This window comes from Streptomyces sp. 549, from assembly GCF_030124175.1.
Classification (GTDB): Bacteria; Actinomycetota; Actinomycetes; order Streptomycetales; family Streptomycetaceae; genus Streptomyces.
The window spans coordinates 182,288-204,195 of the sequence record NZ_JASKMT010000008.1; the positions used below are offsets into that span (position 1 = coordinate 182,288).

Consider the following 21,908-nt stretch of genomic DNA (forward strand, 5'->3'; position numbering starts at 1 on the left):
ACCGCGCTGGGGGGAGTGCGGGCCGCCCGCCACACCCCTAACGTGAGCACGGTTGCATTTGCCCCGATCCACGAGATTTCTCCACCGTTGCCGACTGAAACACGGGTCGTGTGGAACCCGTCACGTGGAATCTGTTGCTGAATGGGAAAGGAGTGATGGCGATGTCCGAGGCGTCCGCCGGCACCGAGGAGCAGGCCCGAACCGAACGGTCCGAGCAGTCGTCAGGACCCCTGCGCCGCGGTGGAGGTGATCCGGGCTCACGCGGCCGCACCACCATCGCCGACGGGGTCGTCGTGAAGATCGCCGGCATGGCCGCCCGCGACGTGCTGGGTGTACACGCGATGGGCAGCGGCCTGTCCCGTACCTTCGGCGCGGTGGCCGACCGCGTTCCGGGTGGCACGAAGTCCGTCACGCGGGGCGTCAAGGCGGAGGTCGGCGAGGTGCAGACCGCGCTCGACCTGGAGATCGTCGTCGAGTACGGCGTCCCCATCGCCGACGTCGCGCACGCGGTCCGCGAGAACGTGATCAACTCGGTCGAGCGCATGACCGGACTTGAGGTCGTCGAGGTCAACATCGCCGTCGGGGACGTGAAACTGCCCGACGACGAGGAGGACGACGACGCCGAGGGCTCGGACAAGCCGCAACTGAAATGAGCGGTGAGGCCCGGCGAGGGCGGAAACTGAGGAGCGCACGATGAGTATGGCTGTCATCGGCTTGATCACCGGGATGGCGCTGGGCTTCGCCGGGTACTTCGGCGGCTTCGGTGCCTTCCTCCTGGTGGCCGCGCTGGGCGCGGTGGGATTCGTGGCGGGCCGGTTCGCCGACGGCGACCTGGAGCCGTCCTCGTTCTTCCGGCCCGGCCGCGGCGACGAACGGCGGCGGTGACCGGTGGCCTCGCAGATCCCCGCCGGGTACCGCGGGGCCACGCGGATCGCCGACCGGGTGGTGGCGAAGATCGCCGCCCAGGCGGCCCACGAGGCTCTGCGGTCCGGCCGCGCCGGCGACTCCGCGGCACACTCCCCGCACGCCACCGCCGACGTGCGGCGGCCGTCACCCTCCGACCCGGGCGCGCAGCCGCGCGCCCGGCTCCGGGTGGGCGTGGAGCTGGACTACCCCTGTGACATCACCGCCCGCTGCGACGCCGTTCGGGACCGGGTCGTCGACCGGGTGGAGTACCTGGCGGACATGCTCGTGCCGGAAGTGGTCGTGGAGGTCGAGCACCTCCACTCCCCGCACCTGCTCGGCGCCCGTCCGGGGAGGGTGCGGTGAGCCACGACACCGGCGCCCGCGCGCCCACCCTCGACACGCCCCGGCCGGACGGCGACAGCCCCGCGCCGACGGCACCGGCCGCCCGCACCGGACGCTTCTGGTCGGTGCGCCGCATCCCTGCCACCGTGGTCGCCGCCCTACTGGCGGCCGCGACCGGCCTGCTGCTGTACGACATCGTCGCCGTCCGCACCGGACGCCCGGCGATGGCGTGGCGCCGGTCCCTCGCGGAGGAGCTGTCCGTCCGCCGACTCGACGACCCGTGGGTGCTGGCGGGCGCGGCCGTCGCCGTCCTGCTGGGCGTCTGGCTGCTCACCCTGGCACTGACCCCCGGCCTGCGCCGGCTGCTGCCCATGCGGGGAGCGCCCGGGACCCGGGCCGCGCTGGACCGGGTGGCGGCGGCGCAGATCCTGCGGGACCGGGCGATGGACGTCTCCGGGGTGCAGGCGGCGCACGTCGTCGTGCGGCGGCGGCGCGTCCGGGTCGACGCGGTGTCGCACTTCAGAGAACTGGACGTGGTCCGCGGGGAACTGCGGACCGTACTGGACGACGCCGTGGGGGTGCTGGGCCTGGCCGCCGAACCCGCCCTGACCCTGCGCGTGCGGCGCCCGGCGAAACGGTGAGGGGGCCGCGGTGCTCAGAGTGATGAACCGGCTGCTGCTCGGCCTTGTGGGGCTGACGCTGCTCGGCACGGGCCTGGCGGCCCTGGCCGCCGCGGCCGACCTGCCGCGGCGCTGGGGCGTGACCCTGCCCTCGCGCTGGGCCTGGCAGGGCCCCGGCTCGGTGCTGCTGAGTGACGCCGACCGCACCCAGTGGCGGTTCGAGGACTGGTGGTGGCCCGTGCTGTTCGCGGTGCTCGGCCTGCTGCTGGGCGCCGCGCTGTGGTGGCTGCTCGCCCAGGCCCGTCGGCGCCGCATCAGCCAGCTGCCGGTCAACGGCGGCGCGGGCGTGGCACTGCTGCGGGCGAGCGCCCTGGAGGAGGTGACCGCGGCGGAGGCGGCGGCACTGCCCGGCGTCGCCGGGGCGCACACGGTACTCGCCGGCCGCCGCTCCGCTCCGCGGGCCCGGATGCGCCTGACGCTGGAGCCGGATGCCGAACCCGACGAGACCGTGCGCCGGGTGCACCAGGAGGTGCTGGAGAACGCCCGCGTCTCCGCGGGGCTGGCGGAACTGCCCGCCGAGGTGCGGCTGCGCAGCGTACGCCACCGTGCCGAGCGCGTGACCTGAGGTTGCGGGCGGCGCGCCACCCGGCCCCCTTCCGAGGCCGGGTGGCGCGCCGCCGCGTCCTCAGATTCGGTGCTGGGCACCGCCGTCCACCGGCAGCATGGTGCCGGTCAGGTAGGAGGCGGCGGGCGAGAGCAGGAACGCCGCAGCCCTGCCGAACTCCTCCGGGGTGCCGTAGCGCCGCAGCGGGATCAGTGCGGAGTTCCGGGCCCGGGAGGCGTCCGCGTCACCCGACAGCGCGTCCAGCTCCCGCAGCCGGTCGGTGTCGATCCGGGACGGGAGCAGCCCCACGACCCGGACGCCGCGCGGTCCCAGCTCGTTGGCCAGGGACTTCGCGAAGCCGGCCAGACCGGGGCGAAGTCCGTTGGAGAGGGTCAGCCCCGGGATCGGCTCGGTGACCGAGGCGGAGAGCACAAAGCCGATCACGCCCCCCTCGCCCAGCCGCTCGGCCGCGGTGCGGGCCAGCCGGACAGCCCCCAGGAACACCGACTCGAACGCGGTCTGCCACTGGTCGTCGCTGAGCGACTCCGCACTGCCGGCGGGCGGTCCTCCCACACTGATCAGGACGCCGTCGAAGCGGCCGAAGTGCGTGAGGGCGGCGTCGACGAGCCGGCCCGCCGCCGAGGGGTCCGCGTTGTCCGCGGCCACGCCGACCGCTCCGTCCCCCAGCCGCTCCGCGGCGGCCTGTGCCGTCTCCTCCGACCGGCCGGTGACGACAACCCTGGCGCCGTCGGCGACCAGCTGCTGTGCGGTGGCGAACCCGAGTCCGCGGGTACCGCCGGTGACGATGTACGTCCTGTCCTTGAGCCCAAGATCCATGGGATCAGTCTGCCGTGCCGGACGCCGCTCCCGCGAGGGCCTCCCGCGGCCCGTCGTCACCTGCCGCGGCCCGGTCGCGCAGCTCGCGCCGGACGAGGATGACCCAGCCGACCGGTACCGCCGCCACGAACAGCCACCACTGCACCGCGTAGGCCATGTGGGCGCCGATGCCGCTGTGGTCCGGAGCCGGGACCTGCTCGGCCAGCTGCGACTCGGCGGGCTCCGGGCTGGTCGCGGTCAGCTCGACGAAGCCGCCCAGCACCGGGCGGTCCAGCAGCTTCTCCTGCTGTGCGCTGTTGATCAGCATGACCTGCCGGTCCGGCATGCCCTCGCGGACCTTGATGCCGCTGCGCTCGGTGGTCTCGTCCGGCAGCAGCCGGCCGGTGACGGTGACCTGCCCGCCGGGGGCCTCGGGCACGTCGGGGAAGGAGAGCTGGTCGGCGCCGGCGGGCACCCACCCCCGGTTCACCAGCAGCACCGAGCCGTCGCCGCGGACCAGCGGGGTCAGTACGAAGAAACCGATCTGCCGGCCGTCGGCGGCGGTCCGGCGCCGCACCACCACCTCGTGGTCGGTGTCGTAGCTGCCGGTGGCGGTGACCGACCGGTACTTGTCGTCCTCGGACACCTCCCGGCCGGGCTCGGTCAGCTCCTGGACCGGGACGGGGTCCGCGGCCAGGCTCGCGGCGACGATGTTGTTGTGCGCCACCCGGGCCTCGTGGCGGTGGAGCTGCCAGAAGCCGAGCTGGACCATCGTGGGCATCAGCACCAGCGCGAGCAGTGTGAGGATCACCCACTGCCGGGTCAACAGAAAGCGGTACACGAGTGACGACGGTACCCGGCTGCGGCCCGGGTGGCGTGGCCGGGGTGGCGCGGGCCGAGGTGGCGCGGGCCGGAGGTCAGAGGCCCGGCGCCGGGGCCACGTCCCGCAGCAGGTGGGTGAAGGCCGCCTCGTCCAGCACGGGTGTGCCGTACTGCTCGGCCCGCGTCACCTTGCTGGTGGCCGCGTCCGGGTCGTTGGTGACCAGCAGGCTGGTGAGGCGCGACACGCTGGTCGCGACGTGCAGGCCGGCCTCCACCGCGCGGTCCTCCAACAGCTCGCGGTCGGTGGAGGTGTCGCCGGAGAACGCCACCCGCATGCCCTGCACCAGCGGGCCGCCCGGCTCGTAGCGGCCTGGGTTGGGGTAGGGGCAGGCGGTCCGGCGGCGAGCCGGGCGCCAGCTGCGGGCGGCGTACCCGCCGGCTCCCGACGGGCGGGCCGGGCGCGGGCTGTCCTTCCACTCGGTGAGCGGCTGGCAGGCCAGCAGCGGCAGCCGGACCTCGCTGCCGGCCGCGAGGTGCAGGCTCGGCCGGAACGCCTCCGCCAGCACCCGGGCGTCGTCCAGCGCGTGGTGCGCCCGCTGCTGCACGACGCCGTAGTGCGCGGCGAGCGACTCCAGCTTGTGGTTGGGCAGGGGCAGGCCGAGTTCCTTGGCCAGCGCTATGGTGCACAGCCGCTGGCTGACCGGCGCGGTGCGGGTGGCGCGGGCGTACTCGCGGGCGATCATCGTCCAGTCGAAGACGGCGTTGTGCGCGACCAGGACCCGTCCGGCCAGCCGTGCGGCGAACTCCTCGGCGACGTCCGCGAACAGGGGGGCGTCGGCGAGCATCTCCGCGGTCAGGCCGTGGATCCAGGTCGGACCCGGGTCGCGCTGCGGGTTGACGGCCGTGTACCAGTGGTCCTCCACGTCGCCGTAGGCGTCGAGACGGTAGACGGCCGCTGAGACGATCCGGTCGTCCCTGGCGAGGCCGGTGGTCTCCACGTCCACCACCGCGTAGCCGTCCGGGTAGCCGGTCGGCCATGCGCGGCGGGCGGCCTGCTGCGCGGGGATGTGCAAGGCGGCTGCCGTCTGGTCTTCAAGCATGGTCCCAGAGGATACGGGCCGTCACTGACAGCCTCCGCGGCGCGGTGCGAAACCCGGGCGGTTCCGGGCGCCCGTTCCCGGCGGGCCGTCAGCCGCCGCCGGACGCCGGGAGATTGACGTCTCCCGGGGGTCTTTGCCCGCTATGCTCCCGCTTTCAGTCGCCCGTCCGCCGATCCTTCCGTCCTCCCGTTCACCGGACCGGTGCGATGCGCCCGGCACGTGCGCCGGCGCGCGGGGGCGACGCGGGCCCGGGGTGGATCGTGGGCGGGTGGCCAGGCCCGTGATTCGGGCGAATACCCATGGAACGGACTGCGGAGGCTTGCTGACGACCCGTCTCGCATACTTGTCGGTAACAGCATCTAGCCCGGGTCCGCGGACGGCTCTACCGTGCCCGTATGTCGCCTGCGCTTCCCGATGTCGTGATCTGGTCCATACCGGCCTTCCTGCTGCTGACCGTCGTGGAGATGGTCAGCTACCGCTTCCACCCGGACAAGGACTCCGCCGGCTACGAGACCAAGGACGCCGCCACCAGCATCACCATGGGCCTTGGCAGCCTGCTGTTCGACGCCCTGTGGAAGATCCCGATCCTCGCCGTCTACGTCGCCGTCTACGAACTGACGCCGCTTGACGTACCGCTGCTGTGGTGGACGCTGCCGCTCGTCCTGCTCGCCCAGGACTTCTTCTACTACTGGTCGCACCGCGGCCACCACGTCATCCGGCTGCTCTGGGCCTGCCACGTGGTCCACCACTCCAGCCGGAAGTTCAACCTCACCACCGCGCTGCGCCAGCCGTGGACCTCGCTCACGGTCTGGCCGTTCTACCTGCCGATGGTGGCCCTCGGTGTGCACCCGGCGATGCTGGCGTTCTGCCAGTCGGTCAACCTGGTCTACCAGTTCTGGATCCACACCGAGCGGGTCGGCAAGCTGCCCGCGCCGCTGGAGTTCGTCCTCAACACGCCGTCCCACCACCGGGTGCACCACGCCTCGCAGGGCGGCTACCTGGACCGCAACTTCGGCGGAATCCTCATCGTCTGGGACCGCCTGTTCGGTTCGTTCACCCCCGAGACCGAGCCGTGCGTCTACGGGTTGACGAAGAACATCGACACCCACAATCCGCTGCGGGTGGCCACCCACGAGTACGCGGCGATCGGCCGCGACCTCAGAGCCGCGCGCAGTTGGTCCGAACGCGCCGGCCGTCTGTTGCGCGGCCCCGGCTGGCAGCCGGCCGACGGCCCGGCCCCCACGTCTCTGACGCCGGCGGCCCAGGCCGCGGACGGTTCTCCGGACGCCGCCCCCGGCACCCGCGGGACTGCCGCCGGGCAGGGGGAGTCCGAGGCGGGCGGCGGCCCGGCGGTCGTGACCGGAAGCGCCGGGCGCTGACAGCGGGAAGGGCCGGCCCGTGCGGGCCGGCCCTTCTGCGGCCGGGCGCGAGCCCCCGGCCGTCACACGCGGTGCGTCACTTCTGCACGGCGGCCAGCGCGTCCACGATGCCGTAGCCGTAGAAGCTGTTGATGTGCTTGGTGCCGGTGCAGGTCGCCAGGTAGGCGCCGTCACCGCTGGGGTCGAACGGACCGGTGGGGCAGGGCGTGCTCATGGCCTGGGCCTTGAGCCGCCATGCCAGCTCCTGCGGCGTCACCTTGGGGTGCTTGCTCTTGATGAGCGCGGCGACACCGGCGACGTACGGGCCGGCCATCGAGGTGCCCTGCAGGAAGGCGTACTCGCCGTCGGGCATGGTGGACAGCACGCCGCCGCTCTTGGCGGGCGCGTCCGGGATCTGGTAGCGGGTGTCACCACCGGGGGCGGCCACGTCGATCTCGTTGAGGCCGTAGTTGGAGTAGAAGGACTTCTGCTTGTGCGAGCCGGTGGCGGAGACCGAGGTCACGCCGGGCAGTTGGGTGGGCAGGTCGGGGCAGACCCTCGGGTTGATCTTGCGCTCGACGGGGGTCGAGTCGTTCGGGCTGGAGCGGTCGGTGATCTCCGTCGCGGCCAGGTTGTGGTTGGAGTTGCCCGAGGAGGTGATGTGGGCGGTGCCCTTGCCCTGGGTGTACTTCAGCGCCCGGGTGACGGACTCCACGAGCGCGCCCTGGTCGGCGTCGTCGCGGCAGGCGTACAGCCACGGGTCGATGTAGTAGCTATTGTTCGTGATCTCGACGCCCGTCTTGGCGGCGAACATGAACGCGCAGACCACGGCCTCGGTGTAGAAGAAGCCCTCACCGGGCTCGCTCACCTTGATCGAGGAGACCTGGACGCCGGGCGCGGCGCCGGCGATGCCGATGCCGTTGCGCGGGGCGGCGATGATGCCGGCCACGTGCGTGCCGTGGTAGCTGCCGTCGGGGTAGGGCCGCCAGGCGCCGGGCGAGGTGTCCGGCACGCCGCCCACGCAGTTGGCGGACTGCTTCTTGGAGAAGTTGGGGGCCAGGTCCGGGTGGGTGTCGTCCACGCCGGTGTCGATGACGGCGACAGTGACGTCGCGGCTGCCCTCGCTGATCTTGTGCGCCTCGTCCGCCTTGATCTGCGGCAGGCCCCACTGGAGGGACTCCAGCGGCTCCTCGCCGAGGCCGGCGGTGCGCATGAGGCGGTTGGGGCTGACGTACTCGGGTTCGCCGATGTCCGTCGTCGCCGCGGTCTGCAGCGGTGCGGTGCGGGTGGCACCGGCGGAGTCGACGCCCTTGGTGGCCCGCATGAGGTCGCCGAAGGCCGGGTTGCCCGAGTGGGCGACGACCACGCCGATCTCGGGGTGGGCGGTGACGACCGAGCCGCCGGCCTTCTTCACCGCCTGCTTCGCCTTGTTCACCGCGCCCTTGTCGGCCTTGGTGTTCACCACGTAGGACAGCTGCGGCCCCTCGTTCTTCGCGGCCTTCGCCGCGGTGGCGGCTGTCTCGGTGGCGAGGGCCGTGCTCGCGCCGGGCAGCAGCCCGAGCGACAGGGTCATCGCCAGACCGGCGGGAACTGCCACAAGCCGCCGCCTGGTCAGGGCTCTCAATGCCATGGGGTCTCCATGTCTCGTGGACGCGCAACTGGTCATCAAGCACCCGTCCGTTCAACGGACTTGTTCGTTCGGGTGCCCGAGGAAACTATCGCCGTCGAACGCCGGGGGGCAACGGATTCCGTAAGATCGGGATCAGAACAATACGGAGAGTGCTCAACAACTGACTTCAACGATCTGTTGAATGTCCGACGTGTCGCGTACGCTGCACAGCAGAGGCTTCCGATCGCGGGAGGGTTGCCGCGCATGCTGCTCGACACCTACGGCAGGGTCGCCACCGACCTGCGCGTCTCGCTGACCGACCGGTGCAACCTGCGCTGCACCTACTGCATGCCCGAAGAGGGCCTGCAGTGGCTCGCCAAGCCGGACCTGCTCACGGACGACGAGATCGTCCGCCTGATCCGGATCGCGGTCACCGAGCTCGGTGTCACCCAGGTCCGCTTCACCGGCGGGGAGCCCCTGCTGCGCCCCGGCCTGGTCTCGCTCGTGGAACGCTGCGCGGCGCTGGACAAGCGTCCGCGCATGTCCCTCACCACCAACGGCATCGGCCTGGAGCGCACCGCGGCGGCCCTGCGCGACGCAGGCCTGGACCGCGTCAACGTCTCCCTGGACACCCTCGACCCCGAGGTCTTCCAGCGGCTCACCCGCCGCAAGCGGCACGAGGACGTGCTGCGCGGCCTGGTCGCCGCCCGGGCCGCCGGGCTGGCCCCGGTCAAGGTCAACACCGTGCTGATGCCGGGCCTGAACGACACCGAGGCGCCCGACCTGCTGGCCTGGGCGGTCGAGAACGGCTACGAGCTGCGCTTCATCGAGCAGATGCCGCTGGACGCCCAGCACGGCTGGCAGCGCGACACCATGATCACCGCAGGCGACATCCTGGAGTCGCTGCGCACCCGCTTCACCCTCACTCCCGAGGGCGAGCAGCAGCGGGGCGCGGCGCCGGCGGAGCGCTGGCTGGTCGACGGCGGCCCGCACCGCGTGGGGGTCATCGCCTCCGTGACGCGGCCCTTCTGCCGGGCCTGCGACCGCACCCGCCTGACCGCCGACGGCCAGGTGCGCACCTGCCTGTTCGCCCGGGAGGAGTCCGACCTGCGCGGAGCCCTGCGCTCCGGAGCCGAGGACGCCGAGATCGCCCGGCTGTGGAAGGCCGCGATGTGGGGCAAGAAGGCAGGGGCCGGCATCGACGACCCGGCCTTCGTGCAGCCGGACCGCCCGATGTCAGCCATCGGCGGCTGACTCCCACTCCGCGAGCGGTACCACCGTCTTCAGGAAGCCGCGCATCCCCAGGAACTGCGAGAGGTGCTCGCGGTGCTCCTCGCAGGCGAGCCAGGTCTTGCGCCGCTCGGGCGTGTGCAGTTTCGGGTTGTTCCAGGCCAGCACCCACACGGCCGGCGCACGGCAGCCCTTGGCCGAGCAGATCGGGCTTTCCTCAGTTGTCACGCGGACCATCAAAACACGCCGCCTCGACCGGCCCGCCGGGAGGACAAAAGGCGACGCCGGGCAGCCACGGGGGGAGCTGCCCGGCGTCGGTCCGTCGCTCCGACGGGGGATGCGGAGCGCGTACGCAGTATGGCACGAGCGCCTTCGGGGCGAGCACCAGATCCGCGTGATTGCCTTGAGGTTTCTCTGAGCTTTGCGCTTCCGTGAACATCAACCGTCGTTGCGGGGCGTCTCGTTCGGCCCCGGCGGCGCCGGTTCGACGCGGTCGTCCGCCGCGTCCAGCATCGGCCTGGCAGGCACCGCGGCGAAGGAGGACGGGATGGCGGGCGACCGCTCCCGGCCCGCGTTGGCGATCACGACGGCGATGTACGGCAGTGTGATGCCGAGTACGAGTGTCGCCACGGCCAGGGGGCGCTGCACGTCCCACAGCAGCACGGTCAGGATCACCGACACCGTGCGTACCAGCATGGAGATCACATAGCGCCGCTCCCGGCCCTGAACGTCCTCGGCCAGTCCGCGGCGGGCGCCGGTGATCCGGAAGACCTCGGGGCCCTGCTGCCTGCGTCTCATGATCCACCACCTGCTCCCGCTCCGGGAACCGGACATCCCGGACGAGTCAACGGTACGCCTCCGCGAGTGAAGCCCGGGATCCGGGTACCCCCTAGCGGGGATCCCGGTTCTCCAGCCGGAATGGCCTGAGCTGTCGCCCGTTCGGCGTAAGCGGCGGTGCGGCCCTCGGGATGCCGGGCGATCCTGAAGCGGACTGCGCATTTCTGCGCCGAACGAGGAGGCGGTATGAGCTGGTTGTGGGCAATCATCTTGGGGCTGATCCTGGGTGCCCTTGCCCGGGCGATCCTTCCGGGGAAGCAGGACATCCCCATCTGGCTGACGATCATCTTCGGCGTCCTCGGTGCCCTTCTCGGTAACGCCGTGGCGGCCGGGATCGGTGTCGAGGACACCAAGGGGATCGACTGGATCAGGCATCTCCTGCAGTTGGCCGGCGCGGTGCTAGTCGTAGCGGTCGGCACCCCGCTGTACGCCCGGCTCCGAGGCGGCAGCGGCACTCGGGCCAGATGACGCGGCGTGGCCGTTCGGGAGGAACACCTCCCGAACGGCCACGGCCGTCACCGGGCCGAGAGCCACGCGGGCTCCCGCCGCTCCGGACCGCGGGCCAGGGCGGCGGTCCGGAGCGGCGGGAACGTCACACCCCGGTGACCTGGGCGATCTTGCGTCCCGCCTTGAGGTAGACCGTGCCCGACGCCCCCGCTTCGGCGAGCTTCTCCGGCACCACCTCGCCCAGCGGACGCAGTGCGTCCTGCTCGCCGAGCACGACGGACACCTGCTCGCCCCCCGAGGCCGGCTCCACCACGAGCCGCAGCCCGTTCTGCTTGGCGAGCCGCCGGGCGGCCGACGCGCTGGGCGTGAACCCCAGGACGGTGGTCAGCACCGCGGCCACGCCCTGCGTGCCGTGCTCCCCGGCGTCCACCGACGGCAGGCTGCCCACGTCCGCGAAGGACTTCCGGGAGAACTGGGCGACGAACCCCGCACGGGCCTTCGCCGCGGCCTCGGCGCCGTGGATCGCCGCGACCACCTCGCCGGCGAGGATCTTCTTCAGGTCCATCGGGTGCAGCGAGCGCTCCTCGATGCGCGCCAGGACCAGTGCGATCTCGGGGTCGGTCCACTCCGTCCAGGCCTTGAGGTAGGGCTCCATCAGGCGGTCCGGCACCGACATGATCTTGCCGAAGATCTCGTCGGCGGAGGCGTTCAGCCCCACGTAGTTGCCCTTGGACTTCGACATCTTCGCGCCCGTGCCGTCGGTGCCCTCGATCAGCGGCATGGTCAGCACCAGTTGCGGCGCCTGCCCGCGCAGCTCCATCAGCCTGCGGCCCATCTGGAGGTTCAGCAACTGGTCCGCGCCGCCCAGCTCGACGTCGCACTCCAGCGCCACCGAGTCCAGCGCCTGCGCGATCGGGTACAGCAGCTCGGACATGGTCAGCCCGGAACCTGCCGCCAGGCGGCTGCGGAAGTCCTCCCGCTGGAGCAGCTGCGACACCGGCACCTGCGCGAGCAGGCCCAGCAGCTCCGGCAGGGTGTAGGGCGCCAGCCACTCGCTGTTCTGCCGGAAGTCGACCCTGTCGAAGTCGAAGAACGGGCGCACCTGGTCCCGGTAACCCGACAGGTTGGCCGCGATGTCCTCATCGGTCAGCGGCGGACGCTCCGCGGTCCGGCCCGACGGGTCACCGATCTTGGCGGTGAAGTCGCCGATGAGCAGCGTCACGTCGTGACCCATGCGCTGGAAGCGGCTCAGCACGAGCACCGGAACGGCATGCCCCAGGTGGACGTCGGCCGCCGTCGGGTCGATGCCCAGCTTGATGCTCAGGCCGCGCCCCTCGCTGCGGCGCTTCTCGATACGCTCGGCCAGCCGGTCCGCGCCGGGCAGCACCTCCACCGCGCGCGCCGCGAGCAGCGCGGCCTGCTCCTGGGCGGACAGGTCGCTCAGGTCGAGGGAGCGCCGGGACCCCGTCTCGTCGAGCAGCCGCTCGACGGTCTCGTCGGAGGAGAGGTCCTGGGCCAGCAGGTCGCTCGCGCGCTGCACGGATTCGCCGAGGCGTGTCACGTTCTGTCCTGGGGTCGGTGCGGATGGGTGGGGAAGAGTCTATGCCGGTCACACACCGCGGCTGACGGAGCTCATCCGGAAGTCGGGGACCCGCAGCGGGGGCGCCGCGGCGCGGGTGAACCAGTCCGACCACTCACGCGGCAAGGTGCGTTCGGTGCGGCCCGCCTCGGTCGCCCGGGAGAGCAGGTCGACGGGCGACTCGTTGAAGCGGAAGTTGTTCACCGACCCCGTGACCTCGCCGTTCTCCACCAGGTAGACGCCGTCCCGGGTCAGGCCGGTGAGCAGCAGCGTCGCCGGGTCCACCTCGCGGATGTACCACAGGCAGGTCAGCAGCAGCGCCGGTCCGTCGTGGCCGGCTCGCGCCGTCATCTCGGCCAGTGAGGCGTCTCCGCCGCCGTCCAGGATGAGGTTGTCCACCGCCGGGGCGGTGGGCAGCCCGGTCAGCGCGGCCGAGTGCCGGGTGGTGACCAGGGAGGTCAGCTCACCGTCGCGCATCCAGTCGGTGGCGGCGAGGGGGAGGCCGTTGTCGAAGACCGAGGCGTCGTCGCCGGAGGACCGGGCCAGGACGAACGGGGCCGACTCCAGGCCGGGGGCGTGCGGGTCGCTGCGCAGGTTCAGCGGCAGCCGGGCCAGGCGCTCGCCGACGCGGGTCCCGCCGCCGGGCGTGCTGAACACCGTGCGGCCCTCCGCCGCGTCCCGGGCCGCCGACGACCACAGCTGGTAGACCATCAGGTCCGCCACCGCCGTCGGGGGCAGAAGCGTCTCGTACCGGCCGGCGGGCAGCTCCACCTGGCGGCGCGACCACACGAGGCGCTGGGCCAGCTCGTCGTCCAGGGCGAGGGGGTCCACGTCGGTGAAGTCCCGCGTCGCCCGCCCGGCCCAGGCGGACAAGGTGCGGTCGGGGGACTTGGCGTTGACCTCCAGCGTGCCCGTCGGCTGGTCGTGCCGCAGCCGCAGACCGGCCGACGTGCCCAGGTAGCTGGAGACCAGCTCGTGGCTGGCGAACCCGTAGAGCTCCCGGCCGCCGCCGCGGGCGCGGGCGAACGCCTCGCCGAGCGCCGGGGCGAAGCCGTCGAAGACCTGCGAGGACGTCTCTGCGGGCGCCTCGGTGAAGTCTGCGGACGCGGGCACGCCCGTCACCGGAGGCTGGGCGTCCTCGGCCGGCCCGGCCTGCCGGGCGGCGTGCTCGGAGGCCCGGACCAGGGACTCCAGCTCGTCGCCCGTGACACCCGAGCGGGAGACCACGCCGACGGCCGCGCCCTCGGCGCCGTCCACGAACGAGACCACCGTGAGGGCCCGCCCGCGCGTCACGCCGTTTGTGGTGAGCGCGTTGCCCGCCCACCGCAGGTTCGCGGTCGACCGCTCGTCCGCGATGACCGTGCAGCCGTCCGCCCGGGACAGCTCCAGGGCCCGCTCCACCACCTCGTGCGGCTTGTGCACCGGGCTCATCGGCCGGCCTCCTGGCTCGTGTTGAGGATGCTGACGTCGCGGAACAGGGCGCTGGGGCAGCCGTGCGAGACGGCGGCCACCTGGCCGGGCTGGGCCTTGCCGCAGTTGAACGCGCCGCCCAGCACGTAGGTCGCCGGTCCGCCGACGGCCTCCATCGAGCCCCAGAAGTCGGTGGTGGTCGCCTGGTAGGCGACGTCCCGGAGCTGGCCCGCCAGCCGTCCGTTCCTGATGCGGTGGAAGCGCTGCCCGGTGAACTGGAAGTTGTAGCGCTGCATGTCGATCGACCACGAGCGGTCGCCGACCACGTAGATGCCGTCCGCCACACCGGAGATGAGCTCCTCGGTGGACGGGCCGTGCTCGGCCGGTCGCAGCGACACGTTCGCCATGCGCTGCACCGGCACGTGGGCGGGGGAGTCGGCGTAGGCGCAGCCGTTGGAGCGGCCCATGCCCGTCAGCTTCGCGATGCGGCGGTCCAGCTGGTACCCCACCAGCACACCGTCACGGACCAGGTCCCAGGACTGGGCCGACACGCCCTCGTCGTCGTAGCCGACCGTGGCCAGGCCGTGCTCGGCCGTGCGGTCGCCCGTCACGTTCATCAGCTCCGAGCCGTAGCGCAGCGTGCCCAGGCCGTCCGGAGTGGCGAACGAGGTCCCCGCGTAGGCCGCCTCGTAGCCCAGCGCGCGGTCCAGCTCGGTGGCGTGGCCGATCGACTCGTGAATGGTCAGCCACAGGTTGGACGGATCCACCACGAGGTCGTAGGCGCCCGCCTCGACCGCTGGCGCGGCCAGCTTCTCCGCGAGCAGCACCGGCAGTTCCGCCAGCTCCGCGTCCCAGTCCCAGCCGGTGCCGCGGGCGTACTCCCAGCCCCGGCCCACCGGCGGGGCCAGCGTCCGCATCGAGTCGAAGTCCCCGGAGTCGCTCACCGCGACCGCGGTCACCTGCGGGTGGACGCGCACCCGCTGCTGGGTGGTGACCGTGCCCGCGGTGTCGGCGTAGAACTTGTTCTCCTGGACGGTGGTCAGCGACGCGTCGGTGTGCGCCACGCCGTCCGCCCCGAGCAGCCCCGCGCTCCACTCGGTGAGCAGCGCCGTCTTCTCCTCGTCCGCGACCTCGAACGGGTTCACCTCGTAGGCGGACACCCAGGTGCGCTCGCCGTGCGAGGGCTCGTCGGCCAGCTCCACCCGCTCGTCGGACCCGGCCGAGCGGATCACCCGGGCCGACAGCTTCGCCATCGCCACCGCCTGCGAGGCCACCTTCGCCGCGGCGTCCATCGTGCGGTCCACGCCGGCGGCGAACCCCCAGGCGCCGCCGTGCACCACCCGCACCGCGTACCCGGCGTCGGTGTCGTCCGACGAGCCGGACGGCCGTGCGTCGCGCAGCCGCCAGGAGGCGGTGCGCACCCGCTCGAACCGGAAGTCGGCGTGCTCGGCACCGAGCGCCCTGGCGCGCGCCAGCGCCGCATCGGCGAGTGCGCGCAGCGGCAGCGCGGTGAAGGTCTCATCGATGGGGTGGGGCACCCGGCCTCCTCCGTAGACGTCACGCGCAGTGAATCATGCCCTTCCGACAGTCGCGGAGCCCAGCGAATTATTCCGGCGGCCGGGCGGCGGGCAGCCGCGTAGGCCCCCGCTAGCCGCGGCCCCGGTGCTTCTGTAGGGACCCGACAGGGCGCCGGGTGACGCCCTGTCGGTGGCCGAGTGCCCCCGCCCGTCCGCGGACCGATAGTTTCGTAACGCACAGCAGACCGACGCACGACACAGGAGAAGGTGGTCCCTTGAGCCGCTCGGTTCTCGTCACCGGAGGAAGCCGCGGCATCGGCCTCGCCATCGCGCGCGCACTCGCCGAGGCGGGCGACAAGGTCGCCGTCACCTACCGCTCGGGTGAGCCGCCGGAGGGCTTCCTCGCCGTCCGCTGCGACATCACCGACGCCGAGCAGGTGGAGCAGGCGTACAAGGAGGTCGAGGAGAAGCAGGGCCCGGTCGAGGTACTCGTGGCCAACGCCGGCGTCACCCGCGACCAGCTGCTGCTGCGCATGTCCGAGGAGGACTTCACCTCGGTCGTGGACACCAACCTCACCGGGACGTTCCGGGTCGTCAAGCGCGCCAGCCGCGGCATGCTGCGGGCCCGCAAGGGCCGGATCGTGCTGATCTCCTCGGTGGTCGGCCTCCTCGGCTCCGCCGGGCAGGCCAACTACGCGGCCTCCAAGGCCGGACTGGTCGGCTTCGCCCGCTCCCTCGCCCGCGAACTGGGCTCGCGCAACATCACCTGCAACGTCGTAGCCCCCGGCTTCGTCGACACCGACATGACGCGCGTGCTCACCGACGAGCAGCGCAAGGCCATCGTGGGCCAGGTACCGCTGGGCCGCTACGCGCAGCCCGACGAGATCGCCGCCGCGGTGCGCTTCCTGGCCTCCGAGCAGGCCGCGTACATCACTGGAGCCGTCATCCCCGTTGACGGCGGATTGGGCATGGGTCACTGAAGAACATGAGTGGACTTCTCGCCGGCAAGCGCATCCTCGTGACGGGTGTCCTCACGGACGCCTCGATCGCCTTCCACGTCGCCAGGCTCGCCCAGGAGGAGGGCGCCGAGGTCGTCCTCACCGGCTTCGGCCGGCTCAGCCTGGTGCAGCGCATCGCGAAGCGGCTCCCCAAGGAAGCCCCCGTGATCGAGCTGGACGTGCAGAACAAGGAGCACCTCGACGGGCTGGCCGCCGCTGTCACCGCGCACCTCGGTGAGGGCGTCGGGCTGGACGGCGTGGTGCACTCCATCGGGTTCGCCCCGCAGGACGCCCTGGGCGGCAACTTCCTCAACACCGAGTGGGAGTCGGTGGCCACCGCCGTCGAGGTCTCCGCCTTCTCGCTGAAGTCGCTCACCATGGCCCTGCTCCCGCTGCTGGAGCAGCGCGGCGGCTCGGTCGTCGGCATGGACTTCGACGCGCAGGTGGCCTGGCCCAAGTACGACTGGATGGGCGTCGCCAAGGCCGCCCTGGAGTCGACCTCGCGCTACCTCGCCCGCGACCTGGGCGAGAAGGACATCCGCTGCAACCTCATCTCGGCCGGACCGATCAAGTCGATGGCCGCCCGCTCGATCCCGGGCTTCGAGGACCTGGCGGACGTGTGGAAGACCCGCGCCCCCATCGGCTGGGACCTCACCGACCCCGAGCCCGCGGCCCGCGGTGTGGTCGCGCTGCTCTCCGACTGGTTCCCCAAGACCACCGGTGAGATCGTCCACGTCGACGGCGGCGTGCACATGATGGGCGCCTGACCCGTACGTCCTCGTCGCAGCACAGCACAGCACAGCACCACAGCAGGCCTGCGCCCGGAGTCTCACGGGTGCGGGCCTGCCGTGCTTCCCCCCGGGGGCGACCCGCTCCAGGATCAACCCGCTCCAGGATCAACCCGCTTCCGGACCAATCGCCGGTGACGCGCCGCGGCAGTGCCTGGCGTACGAGCCGGCCTCGGCTGCCGCCGTCTCCGCGTCGCCCGCCCGGATCGCGGCCACCATGCGGGAGTGGTCCAGCCGGTCGGCCGGGCGCAGCCGCCCGCCCACGTCGTGTCGCAGATGGTCGCGCAGCACCGCGCCCAGGTCCGCGTGCACGGCCGTCAGCACCTCGTTGTGCGAGGCCTGGACGACGGCCAGGTGCAGCGTCGCGTCGGCCTGCACGAAGCGTTCCACGTCGCCCGACTCCCAGGCGGCCTCCCGCCGCTCCAGCAGGGACTCCAGACGCCGCACGTCGGACTCGGTACGTCGCAGCGCCGCGAGCCGGGCGCCCTCCGCCTCCAGGGTGCCGCGCAGCTCTGCGACGTGCCGGGGGTCGGCGCCGGCGAACCGCCGGTGCATCACGCCGGCCAGCTCGCTGGTGGCCACCACGTAGGTTCCCGACCCCTGGCGGATGTCCAGCAGCCCGTTGTGCGCCAGCGCCCGCACCGCCTCCCGAACGGTGTTGCGGGCCACGCCGAGCCGGGCCACCAGCTCCGGTTCGGTGGGGATGCGGCTGCCCACCGGCCACTCGCCGGAGGTGATCTGCCCCCGCAGCGTGTCGATCACCTGCGTGGCGAGCGCGGAGCGGCGGGGCGACGACAGCGGCATGGGCAACTCCTGCGGAGGTCAAGGGGCCGGGACGAGCCCGGGGCGGGCCGGGACGCTCCCCACCGCCGGGGGCGGGGGAGGTGATTCATCCCATGATTCTATGATGGTGGGCATGTCCCACGAGAACCGGCTGACCCACCGCACCTCCGCGCAGGAGGGCGACCGCGAGCGTCCGCGGAGCGCTGCCGCCGGTGCCCTCGCCTCGCCCTGGACGCTGCGGCTAGTCGTCGCCGGACTGGTGCTCATCGCGCTCAACCTGCGCCCGGCCGTGTCAGGACTGGGACCGATGCTCGCCGAGGTCCGCGACGGCCTGGGCATGTCCGGGACCGTCGCCGGGCTGCTCACCTCGATGCCCGCCCTGTGCTTCGCCGTCTTCGGCGGTGTCGCGCCGCGCCTCGCCCGCCGCTACGGCCCGACCGCCGTGGTGCTCGCCGGCATGGCGGCCGTCACCGCGGGCCTCGCGCTGCGCCCCCTGGCCGGCGGCACCGGCGTCTTCCTGCTGACCAGCGCGCTCGCCCTGGCGGGCATCGCCGTCAGCAACGTGCTCATGCCCGTCATCGTCAAGCGCTGGTTCCCGGACCGTGTCGGCAGCATGACGGGGCTGTACTCGATGTCCCTGGCACTGGGGACCTCGGCCGCCGCCGCGCTGACCGTGCCCGCCGCCTCCGCCCTCGGCGGCAGTTGGCGCGCCGGCCTCGGCCTGTGGGCCGTGCTGGGCGCCCTCGCGCTGCTGCCCTGGACCGCCGTCCTCCTCCGATCCCGCCGTCCGGCGCCCGGTCCGGCGGTGGTGCCGCCCGCCGGTGCCTCCGAGGGCGCCACGCCCCAGGACACGCCGGCGGGCCCGCCGCCGCGCATCACGCGGTCCGCGACGGCTTGGGCGCTCGGGGCCTTCTTCGGCTTCCAAGCCACCGCCGCCTACGTCACCCTCGGCTGGCTTCCGCAGATCTTCCGGGACGCGGGGCTGCCCGCCGGCACCGCCGGGCTGCTGCTCGCCGTCACCATGGGGCTGGGCATACCGCTGTCCTTCGTGCTACCGCGGGTCGCCGCCCGGCTGTCCCACCAGGGACCGCTGGTCGTGGTGCTCGGCCTGTGCGGCCTCGGCGGCTACGCCGGACTGTGGCTCGCCCCCGCAGCCGGGGCGTGGGCCTGGGTCCTGCTGCTGGGCGTCTCCAACTGCGCCTTCCCGCTCGTCCTCACCATGATCGGCATGCGGGCCAGGACCAGCGCCGGGGTGGCGGGCCTCTCCGCGTTCGTGCAGAGCACCGGCTACCTCATCTCGATTCCCGGACCGCTGCTCGTCGGCGCGCTCCACGACAGCACCGGCGGCTGGCAGGCCCCGTTGCTGCTGATGGCCTCCCTCATGACCGTGCAGATCCTGGTGGGTGTCGTCGCGGGCCGGGACCGCTGCATCGAGGACGGCGACTGAGTGCGACACTGGTGGCATGCCTGTGCTCGAACCGAACCCCGGCAACGGTCAGAAGAAGCTGCTGCTCGTGCTGGGAACCATGCTCGGCCTGTCCGTCCTCATCGGCGTGGTCGCCTCCCTGCTCGCCCCCTGAGCCCGCGGGCTCACCCGCTCCCGTGAGGGATGGTGGGGCTGGCCCCCGGTCCCCTAGGGGGTAAGGCTCAGGGACGAGTGGGTGGATCACCGGATGGGCACGCCGCCCGCCGCTCCGTACCGTCGAATCACCAGCACGAAGGTGACGACAGCCGACGGAGGCGAGCCCCATGACGGCCCGTGCGCACACCCGCCCCACCCCCGCGGCTCCGTCCGGGCCGGGCATCCGGTTGCGCTGGTGGGCGCTGGCTCTGCCCGTGCTGACCTTCCTGGCACTGCTGGCCCTCCTGATCGTCGGCGGTGAGGCCCAGGCGTCCTCGCCGACCCCCGTCGTGCCGGTGGAGGAGCTGCTCAGCCGGCTCCGGCAGGCACTGTCCGCCTGAGCCGCCGACCGTCCGTCGCGGGCGGGGCGCGCGGTGAGCCCGGAGCAGCCCGGGGCTGTCAACAGCAGGGGCCCCACGGCGCGTTTCGTGGGAAGCTGGGGGCATGAGCGTCGATGTGCCTCGCAAGATGGTCCTCCTCCGACACGCCAAGGCCGACTGGCCGCAGGTCGCCGACCACGAGCGGCCCCTGGCGGAGCGAGGGCGCAGGGACGCCCCGGTGGCCGGCGACTGGCTCGCCTCCCAGGGCGTGAACCCCGATCTCACCCTCTGCTCGACCGCGGCCCGCACCCGCGAGACCTGGAAGCTGGCCGTACCGCAGCTGGAACGCCGACCGCGCACGGTCTACGAGGAACGCCTCTACGACGCCTCCCCGGGCGACCTGATCGCGGTGCTCAACGAACTGCCCGACGATGTCCGCGAGGTGCTCCTCGTCGGACACAACCCCGGTATCCAGGGCCTCGCCCAGGTGCTGGCCGGCGAGTCCGAGGAGGAGGCCGCCGCCCACCTGGAGAAGCGCGGCTTCCCCACGTCGGCCGTGGCCGTGCTCAGCTACTCGGGCCCGTGGAAGTCGCTGGAGCCCGGCACGGCCCGCCTGACCGACTTCTGGGCGCCCAACGGCTGACGAGGGCGCCGGCCCGGCGGGCGGTGTCCGACCGCCCGCCGGGCCCGTCGCGCCGGGCGGCCCCACGTGCGCGGGGTTCCGCCTCACTCATGGGTGTCGGCAGCCTCGACCTCTTCGCGCGTGATGCCAAGCAGGTACAGCACGGTGTCCAGGAAGGGCACGTTCACGGCCGTGTGGGCGGCCTCGCGCACCAGCGGCTTCGCGTTGAAGGCCACACCGAGCCCGGCCGCGTTGAGCATGTCCAGGTCGTTGGCGCCGTCGCCGATGGCGACCGTCTGCGACAGCGGCACCCCGGCCTGCTCCGCGAAGCGCCGCAGCAGCCGCGCCTTGCCGGCCCGGTCGACGACCTCACCGGTGACCCGGCCGGTGAACCGGCCGTCGGCCACCTCCAGCGTGTTGGCGGACGCGAAGTCCAGCCCGAGCTGCTCCTGCAGGTGGTCGGTGACCTGGGTGAAGCCGCCGGAGACCACACCGACCTGGTAGCCGAGGCGCTTCAGCGTGCGCACCAGCGTGCGGGCCCCCGGCGTGAGCCGGACCTCCGCCCGCACCTTGTCGACGACCGAGGCGTCCAGCCCGGCGAGCAGCGCCACCCGGGCGTGCAGCGACTGCTCGAAGTCCAGCTCGCCGCGCATGGCGGCGGCCGTCACCTCGGCGACCTTCTCCTCGCATCCGGCGTGCGCGGCGAACAGCTCGATGACCTCGTCCTGGATGAGGGTGGAGTCGACGTCCATCACCACCAGGCGCTGCGCGCGCCGCTGCAGGCCGGAGGCGACGACGGCCACGTCCACGCCCAGAGCGGCCGACTCGGTGGCCAGCGCCGTACGCAGCGGGCCGGTCTGGGCGCCGGACACCTCGAACTCCACTGCGGTGACGGGGTACTTGGCGAGTCGGAAGATGCGGTCGATATTGCCGCCGGTGCCGGTGATGCGGGCCGCGATGGCCGCGGTGGTCTCCGCGGTGAGCGGGTGGCCGAGCACGGTGACGTGCGAACGGCCGGTGCCGCGCGGGCGGTTGTCGCCGCGGCCGGAGATGATCTCCGTCTGGAGCTTCATCGAGTCGGCCCAGCTGTGCACGGTGGCGCGCAGCGCGCCCTCGGTGCTTCCCTCCCCACTGCCGTCCGGGGCGGTGACGAGCGCGCACAGGGTGATGCGTCCCCGCGTCACGACCTGCTCGATGTCGATGACGTCGAGCGCGTAGGCGGCGAGGGTGTCGAAGAGCCCGGCGGTGATGCCGGGGCGGTCCTTGCCGAAGATCTTGACCAGGAGGGTGGGCGTGTCCGGGCCGGTCGCGCCGGTCGGAGGCGGGGAAGTCAGCGATGCGCTCATGGTCCTTACACGGTATCGGGCGCCGGGCCGCGGGGCCTAAGCGTGTCCGCTCCCCGGACGTCGGTGCGATCCCTCAGCCGACCGGCCTGCCGGGCCGGCCCCCGCGCACCCGCTCCGTCGCTCTGCGGGGGGCGGTTATCGGGTGATTGGCCGGAATCGGTGCGTTCCGATACCCGGGCCGACTTCCTGTCGGGGGCGCGGGCCTGGAATAGTTCCCCCACGATGTTCACCAT

General features: G+C 72.7%; 25 protein-coding genes. 14 read left to right on the forward strand and 11 right to left on the reverse strand.

Annotated elements, in window-relative coordinates:
* Positions 1–161 precede the first annotated feature (161 nt).
* The 5 genes from QNO07_RS12620 to amaP are packed head-to-tail and all read left to right on the forward strand — an operon-like array spanning position 162 to position 2,493.
* Entirely contained in the window at positions 162–653 is a 492-nt protein-coding gene (locus QNO07_RS12620; RefSeq protein WP_283991922.1) for an Asp23/Gls24 family envelope stress response protein, read from the forward strand.
* 40 nt (positions 654–693) lie between these two features.
* On the forward strand, positions 694–885 hold the full coding sequence (locus QNO07_RS12625; RefSeq protein WP_283991923.1) for a hypothetical protein: 192 nt from the start codon (positions 694–696) through the stop codon (positions 883–885).
* A 3-nt stretch (positions 886–888) separates the two neighbouring features.
* Positions 889–1,269 (forward strand): Asp23/Gls24 family envelope stress response protein, encoded by a 381-nt coding sequence (locus QNO07_RS12630; protein WP_283991924.1) that lies wholly within the window; start codon positions 889–891, stop codon positions 1,267–1,269.
* Complete coding sequence (locus QNO07_RS12635; protein ID WP_283991925.1) at positions 1,266–1,889, forward strand: DUF6286 domain-containing protein; 624 nt, start codon at positions 1,266–1,268, stop codon at positions 1,887–1,889. Before QNO07_RS12630 ends, QNO07_RS12635 begins: the two co-directional genes overlap by 4 nt.
* 10 nt (positions 1,890–1,899) lie before the next feature.
* Positions 1,900–2,493, forward strand: a complete 594-nt coding sequence (gene amaP, locus QNO07_RS12640; protein WP_283991926.1) for an alkaline shock response membrane anchor protein AmaP — start codon at positions 1,900–1,902, stop codon at positions 2,491–2,493.
* A 60-nt stretch (positions 2,494–2,553) separates the two neighbouring features.
* Here amaP and QNO07_RS12645 read toward each other — a convergent pair whose 3' ends face one another.
* The 3 genes from QNO07_RS12645 to QNO07_RS12655 all read right to left on the reverse strand — a co-directional run bounded on the left by QNO07_RS12645 (position 2,554) and on the right by QNO07_RS12655 (position 5,210).
* A complete protein-coding gene (locus QNO07_RS12645; RefSeq protein ID WP_283991927.1) occupies positions 2,554–3,309 on the reverse strand; it encodes an SDR family oxidoreductase in 756 nt (251 codons plus the stop codon).
* A 4-nt stretch (positions 3,310–3,313) separates the two neighbouring features.
* Positions 3,314–4,129 (reverse strand): SURF1 family cytochrome oxidase biogenesis protein, encoded by an 816-nt coding sequence (locus QNO07_RS12650; protein WP_283991928.1) that lies wholly within the window; start codon positions 4,127–4,129, stop codon positions 3,314–3,316.
* Positions 4,130–4,205: 76 nt separating this feature from the next.
* A complete protein-coding gene (locus tag QNO07_RS12655) occupies positions 4,206–5,210 on the reverse strand; it encodes a DEDDh family exonuclease (protein WP_283991929.1) in 1,005 nt (334 codons plus the stop codon).
* 395 nt (positions 5,211–5,605) lie between these two features.
* On the opposite strand from QNO07_RS12655, the gene QNO07_RS12660 reads away from it, so the two are divergent.
* The gene (locus tag QNO07_RS12660; protein ID WP_283991930.1) at positions 5,606–6,589 is read left to right on the forward strand and encodes a sterol desaturase family protein; all 984 of its coding nucleotides are present in this window, start codon (positions 5,606–5,608) and stop codon (positions 6,587–6,589) included.
* Positions 6,590–6,665: 76 nt separating this feature from the next.
* Here QNO07_RS12660 and QNO07_RS12665 read toward each other — a convergent pair whose 3' ends face one another.
* Positions 6,666–8,198, reverse strand: coding sequence for a S8 family serine peptidase (locus QNO07_RS12665; protein ID WP_283991931.1), 1,533 nt, complete (start codon positions 8,196–8,198; stop codon positions 6,666–6,668).
* Positions 8,199–8,441: 243 nt separating this feature from the next.
* Between QNO07_RS12665 and moaA the strand changes: the two genes are divergently transcribed.
* Positions 8,442–9,431 carry a GTP 3',8-cyclase MoaA gene (gene moaA, locus QNO07_RS12670; RefSeq protein ID WP_283991933.1) on the forward strand — a complete coding sequence of 330 codons (990 nt, stop codon included), beginning with the start codon at positions 8,442–8,444 and terminating at the stop codon, positions 9,429–9,431.
* Here moaA and QNO07_RS12675 read toward each other — a convergent pair.
* Together QNO07_RS12675 and QNO07_RS12680 are read right to left on the reverse strand one after the other, a co-directional pair.
* A complete protein-coding gene (locus QNO07_RS12675; protein ID WP_502961825.1) occupies positions 9,414–9,635 on the reverse strand; it encodes a hypothetical protein in 222 nt (73 codons plus the stop codon). The two genes, moaA and QNO07_RS12675, sit on opposite strands and share 18 nt — an antisense overlap.
* 210 nt (positions 9,636–9,845) lie before the next feature.
* Positions 9,846–10,205: a DUF3099 domain-containing protein gene (locus QNO07_RS12680; RefSeq protein ID WP_283991935.1), complete on the reverse strand. Its 360-nt coding sequence runs from the start codon at positions 10,203–10,205 to the stop codon at positions 9,846–9,848.
* 225 nt (positions 10,206–10,430) lie between these two features.
* Here QNO07_RS12680 and QNO07_RS12685 point away from each other — a divergent pair, with 225 nt between their 5' ends.
* Positions 10,431–10,712 (forward strand): GlsB/YeaQ/YmgE family stress response membrane protein, encoded by a 282-nt coding sequence (locus QNO07_RS12685; protein WP_283991937.1) that lies wholly within the window; start codon positions 10,431–10,433, stop codon positions 10,710–10,712.
* A gap of 124 nt (positions 10,713–10,836) precedes the next feature.
* Here the strand turns inward: QNO07_RS12685 and tyrS are convergent, their stop codons facing one another.
* Genes tyrS through QNO07_RS12700 form a run of 3 tightly spaced genes read right to left on the reverse strand, consistent with a single transcriptional unit; the run spans position 10,837 to position 15,218 of the window.
* Positions 10,837–12,252, reverse strand: a complete 1,416-nt coding sequence (gene tyrS / locus QNO07_RS12690) for a tyrosine--tRNA ligase (RefSeq protein WP_283991938.1) — start codon at positions 12,250–12,252, stop codon at positions 10,837–10,839.
* A gap of 48 nt (positions 12,253–12,300) precedes the next feature.
* A complete protein-coding gene (locus QNO07_RS12695; protein WP_283991939.1) occupies positions 12,301–13,701 on the reverse strand; it encodes a metallopeptidase TldD-related protein in 1,401 nt (466 codons plus the stop codon).
* Positions 13,698–15,218, reverse strand: coding sequence for a TldD/PmbA family protein (locus QNO07_RS12700; RefSeq protein WP_283991940.1), 1,521 nt, complete (start codon positions 15,216–15,218; stop codon positions 13,698–13,700). The genes QNO07_RS12695 and QNO07_RS12700 overlap by 4 nt, the downstream gene beginning before the upstream one ends.
* 254 nt (positions 15,219–15,472) lie before the next feature.
* Between QNO07_RS12700 and fabG the strand changes: the two genes are divergently transcribed.
* Both fabG and fabI read left to right on the forward strand, forming a co-directional pair.
* The gene (gene fabG / locus QNO07_RS12705) at positions 15,473–16,177 is read left to right on the forward strand and encodes a 3-oxoacyl-[acyl-carrier-protein] reductase (protein ID WP_283991941.1); all 705 of its coding nucleotides are present in this window, start codon (positions 15,473–15,475) and stop codon (positions 16,175–16,177) included.
* Between the two features lie 5 nt (positions 16,178–16,182).
* Complete coding sequence (gene fabI / locus QNO07_RS12710; RefSeq protein WP_283991942.1) at positions 16,183–16,962, forward strand: enoyl-ACP reductase FabI; 780 nt, start codon at positions 16,183–16,185, stop codon at positions 16,960–16,962.
* Positions 16,963–17,091: 129 nt separating this feature from the next.
* On the opposite strand, the gene QNO07_RS12715 is transcribed toward fabI, so the two are convergent.
* Positions 17,092–17,787 (reverse strand): FadR/GntR family transcriptional regulator, encoded by a 696-nt coding sequence (locus tag QNO07_RS12715; RefSeq protein WP_283991943.1) that lies wholly within the window; start codon positions 17,785–17,787, stop codon positions 17,092–17,094.
* A gap of 112 nt (positions 17,788–17,899) precedes the next feature.
* Here QNO07_RS12715 and QNO07_RS12720 point away from each other — a divergent pair, with 112 nt between their 5' ends.
* From QNO07_RS12720 to QNO07_RS12735, 4 genes are all read left to right on the forward strand, one after another.
* Positions 17,900–19,213: a CynX/NimT family MFS transporter gene (locus QNO07_RS12720; protein ID WP_283991945.1), complete on the forward strand. Its 1,314-nt coding sequence runs from the start codon at positions 17,900–17,902 to the stop codon at positions 19,211–19,213.
* A 16-nt stretch (positions 19,214–19,229) separates the two neighbouring features.
* Complete coding sequence (locus tag QNO07_RS12725; RefSeq protein ID WP_283991946.1) at positions 19,230–19,346, forward strand: SGM_5486 family transporter-associated protein; 117 nt, start codon at positions 19,230–19,232, stop codon at positions 19,344–19,346.
* A 169-nt stretch (positions 19,347–19,515) separates the two neighbouring features.
* Positions 19,516–19,728, forward strand: a complete 213-nt coding sequence (locus tag QNO07_RS12730) for a hypothetical protein (RefSeq protein WP_283991947.1) — start codon at positions 19,516–19,518, stop codon at positions 19,726–19,728.
* Positions 19,729–19,831: 103 nt separating this feature from the next.
* Entirely contained in the window at positions 19,832–20,350 is a 519-nt protein-coding gene (locus QNO07_RS12735) for a SixA phosphatase family protein (protein ID WP_283991948.1), read from the forward strand.
* Between the two features lie 83 nt (positions 20,351–20,433).
* Here the strand turns inward: QNO07_RS12735 and serB are convergent, their stop codons facing one another.
* Positions 20,434–21,675: a phosphoserine phosphatase SerB gene (serB, locus tag QNO07_RS12740; RefSeq protein WP_283991949.1), complete on the reverse strand. Its 1,242-nt coding sequence runs from the start codon at positions 21,673–21,675 to the stop codon at positions 20,434–20,436.
* Positions 21,676–21,908 lie beyond the last annotated feature (233 nt).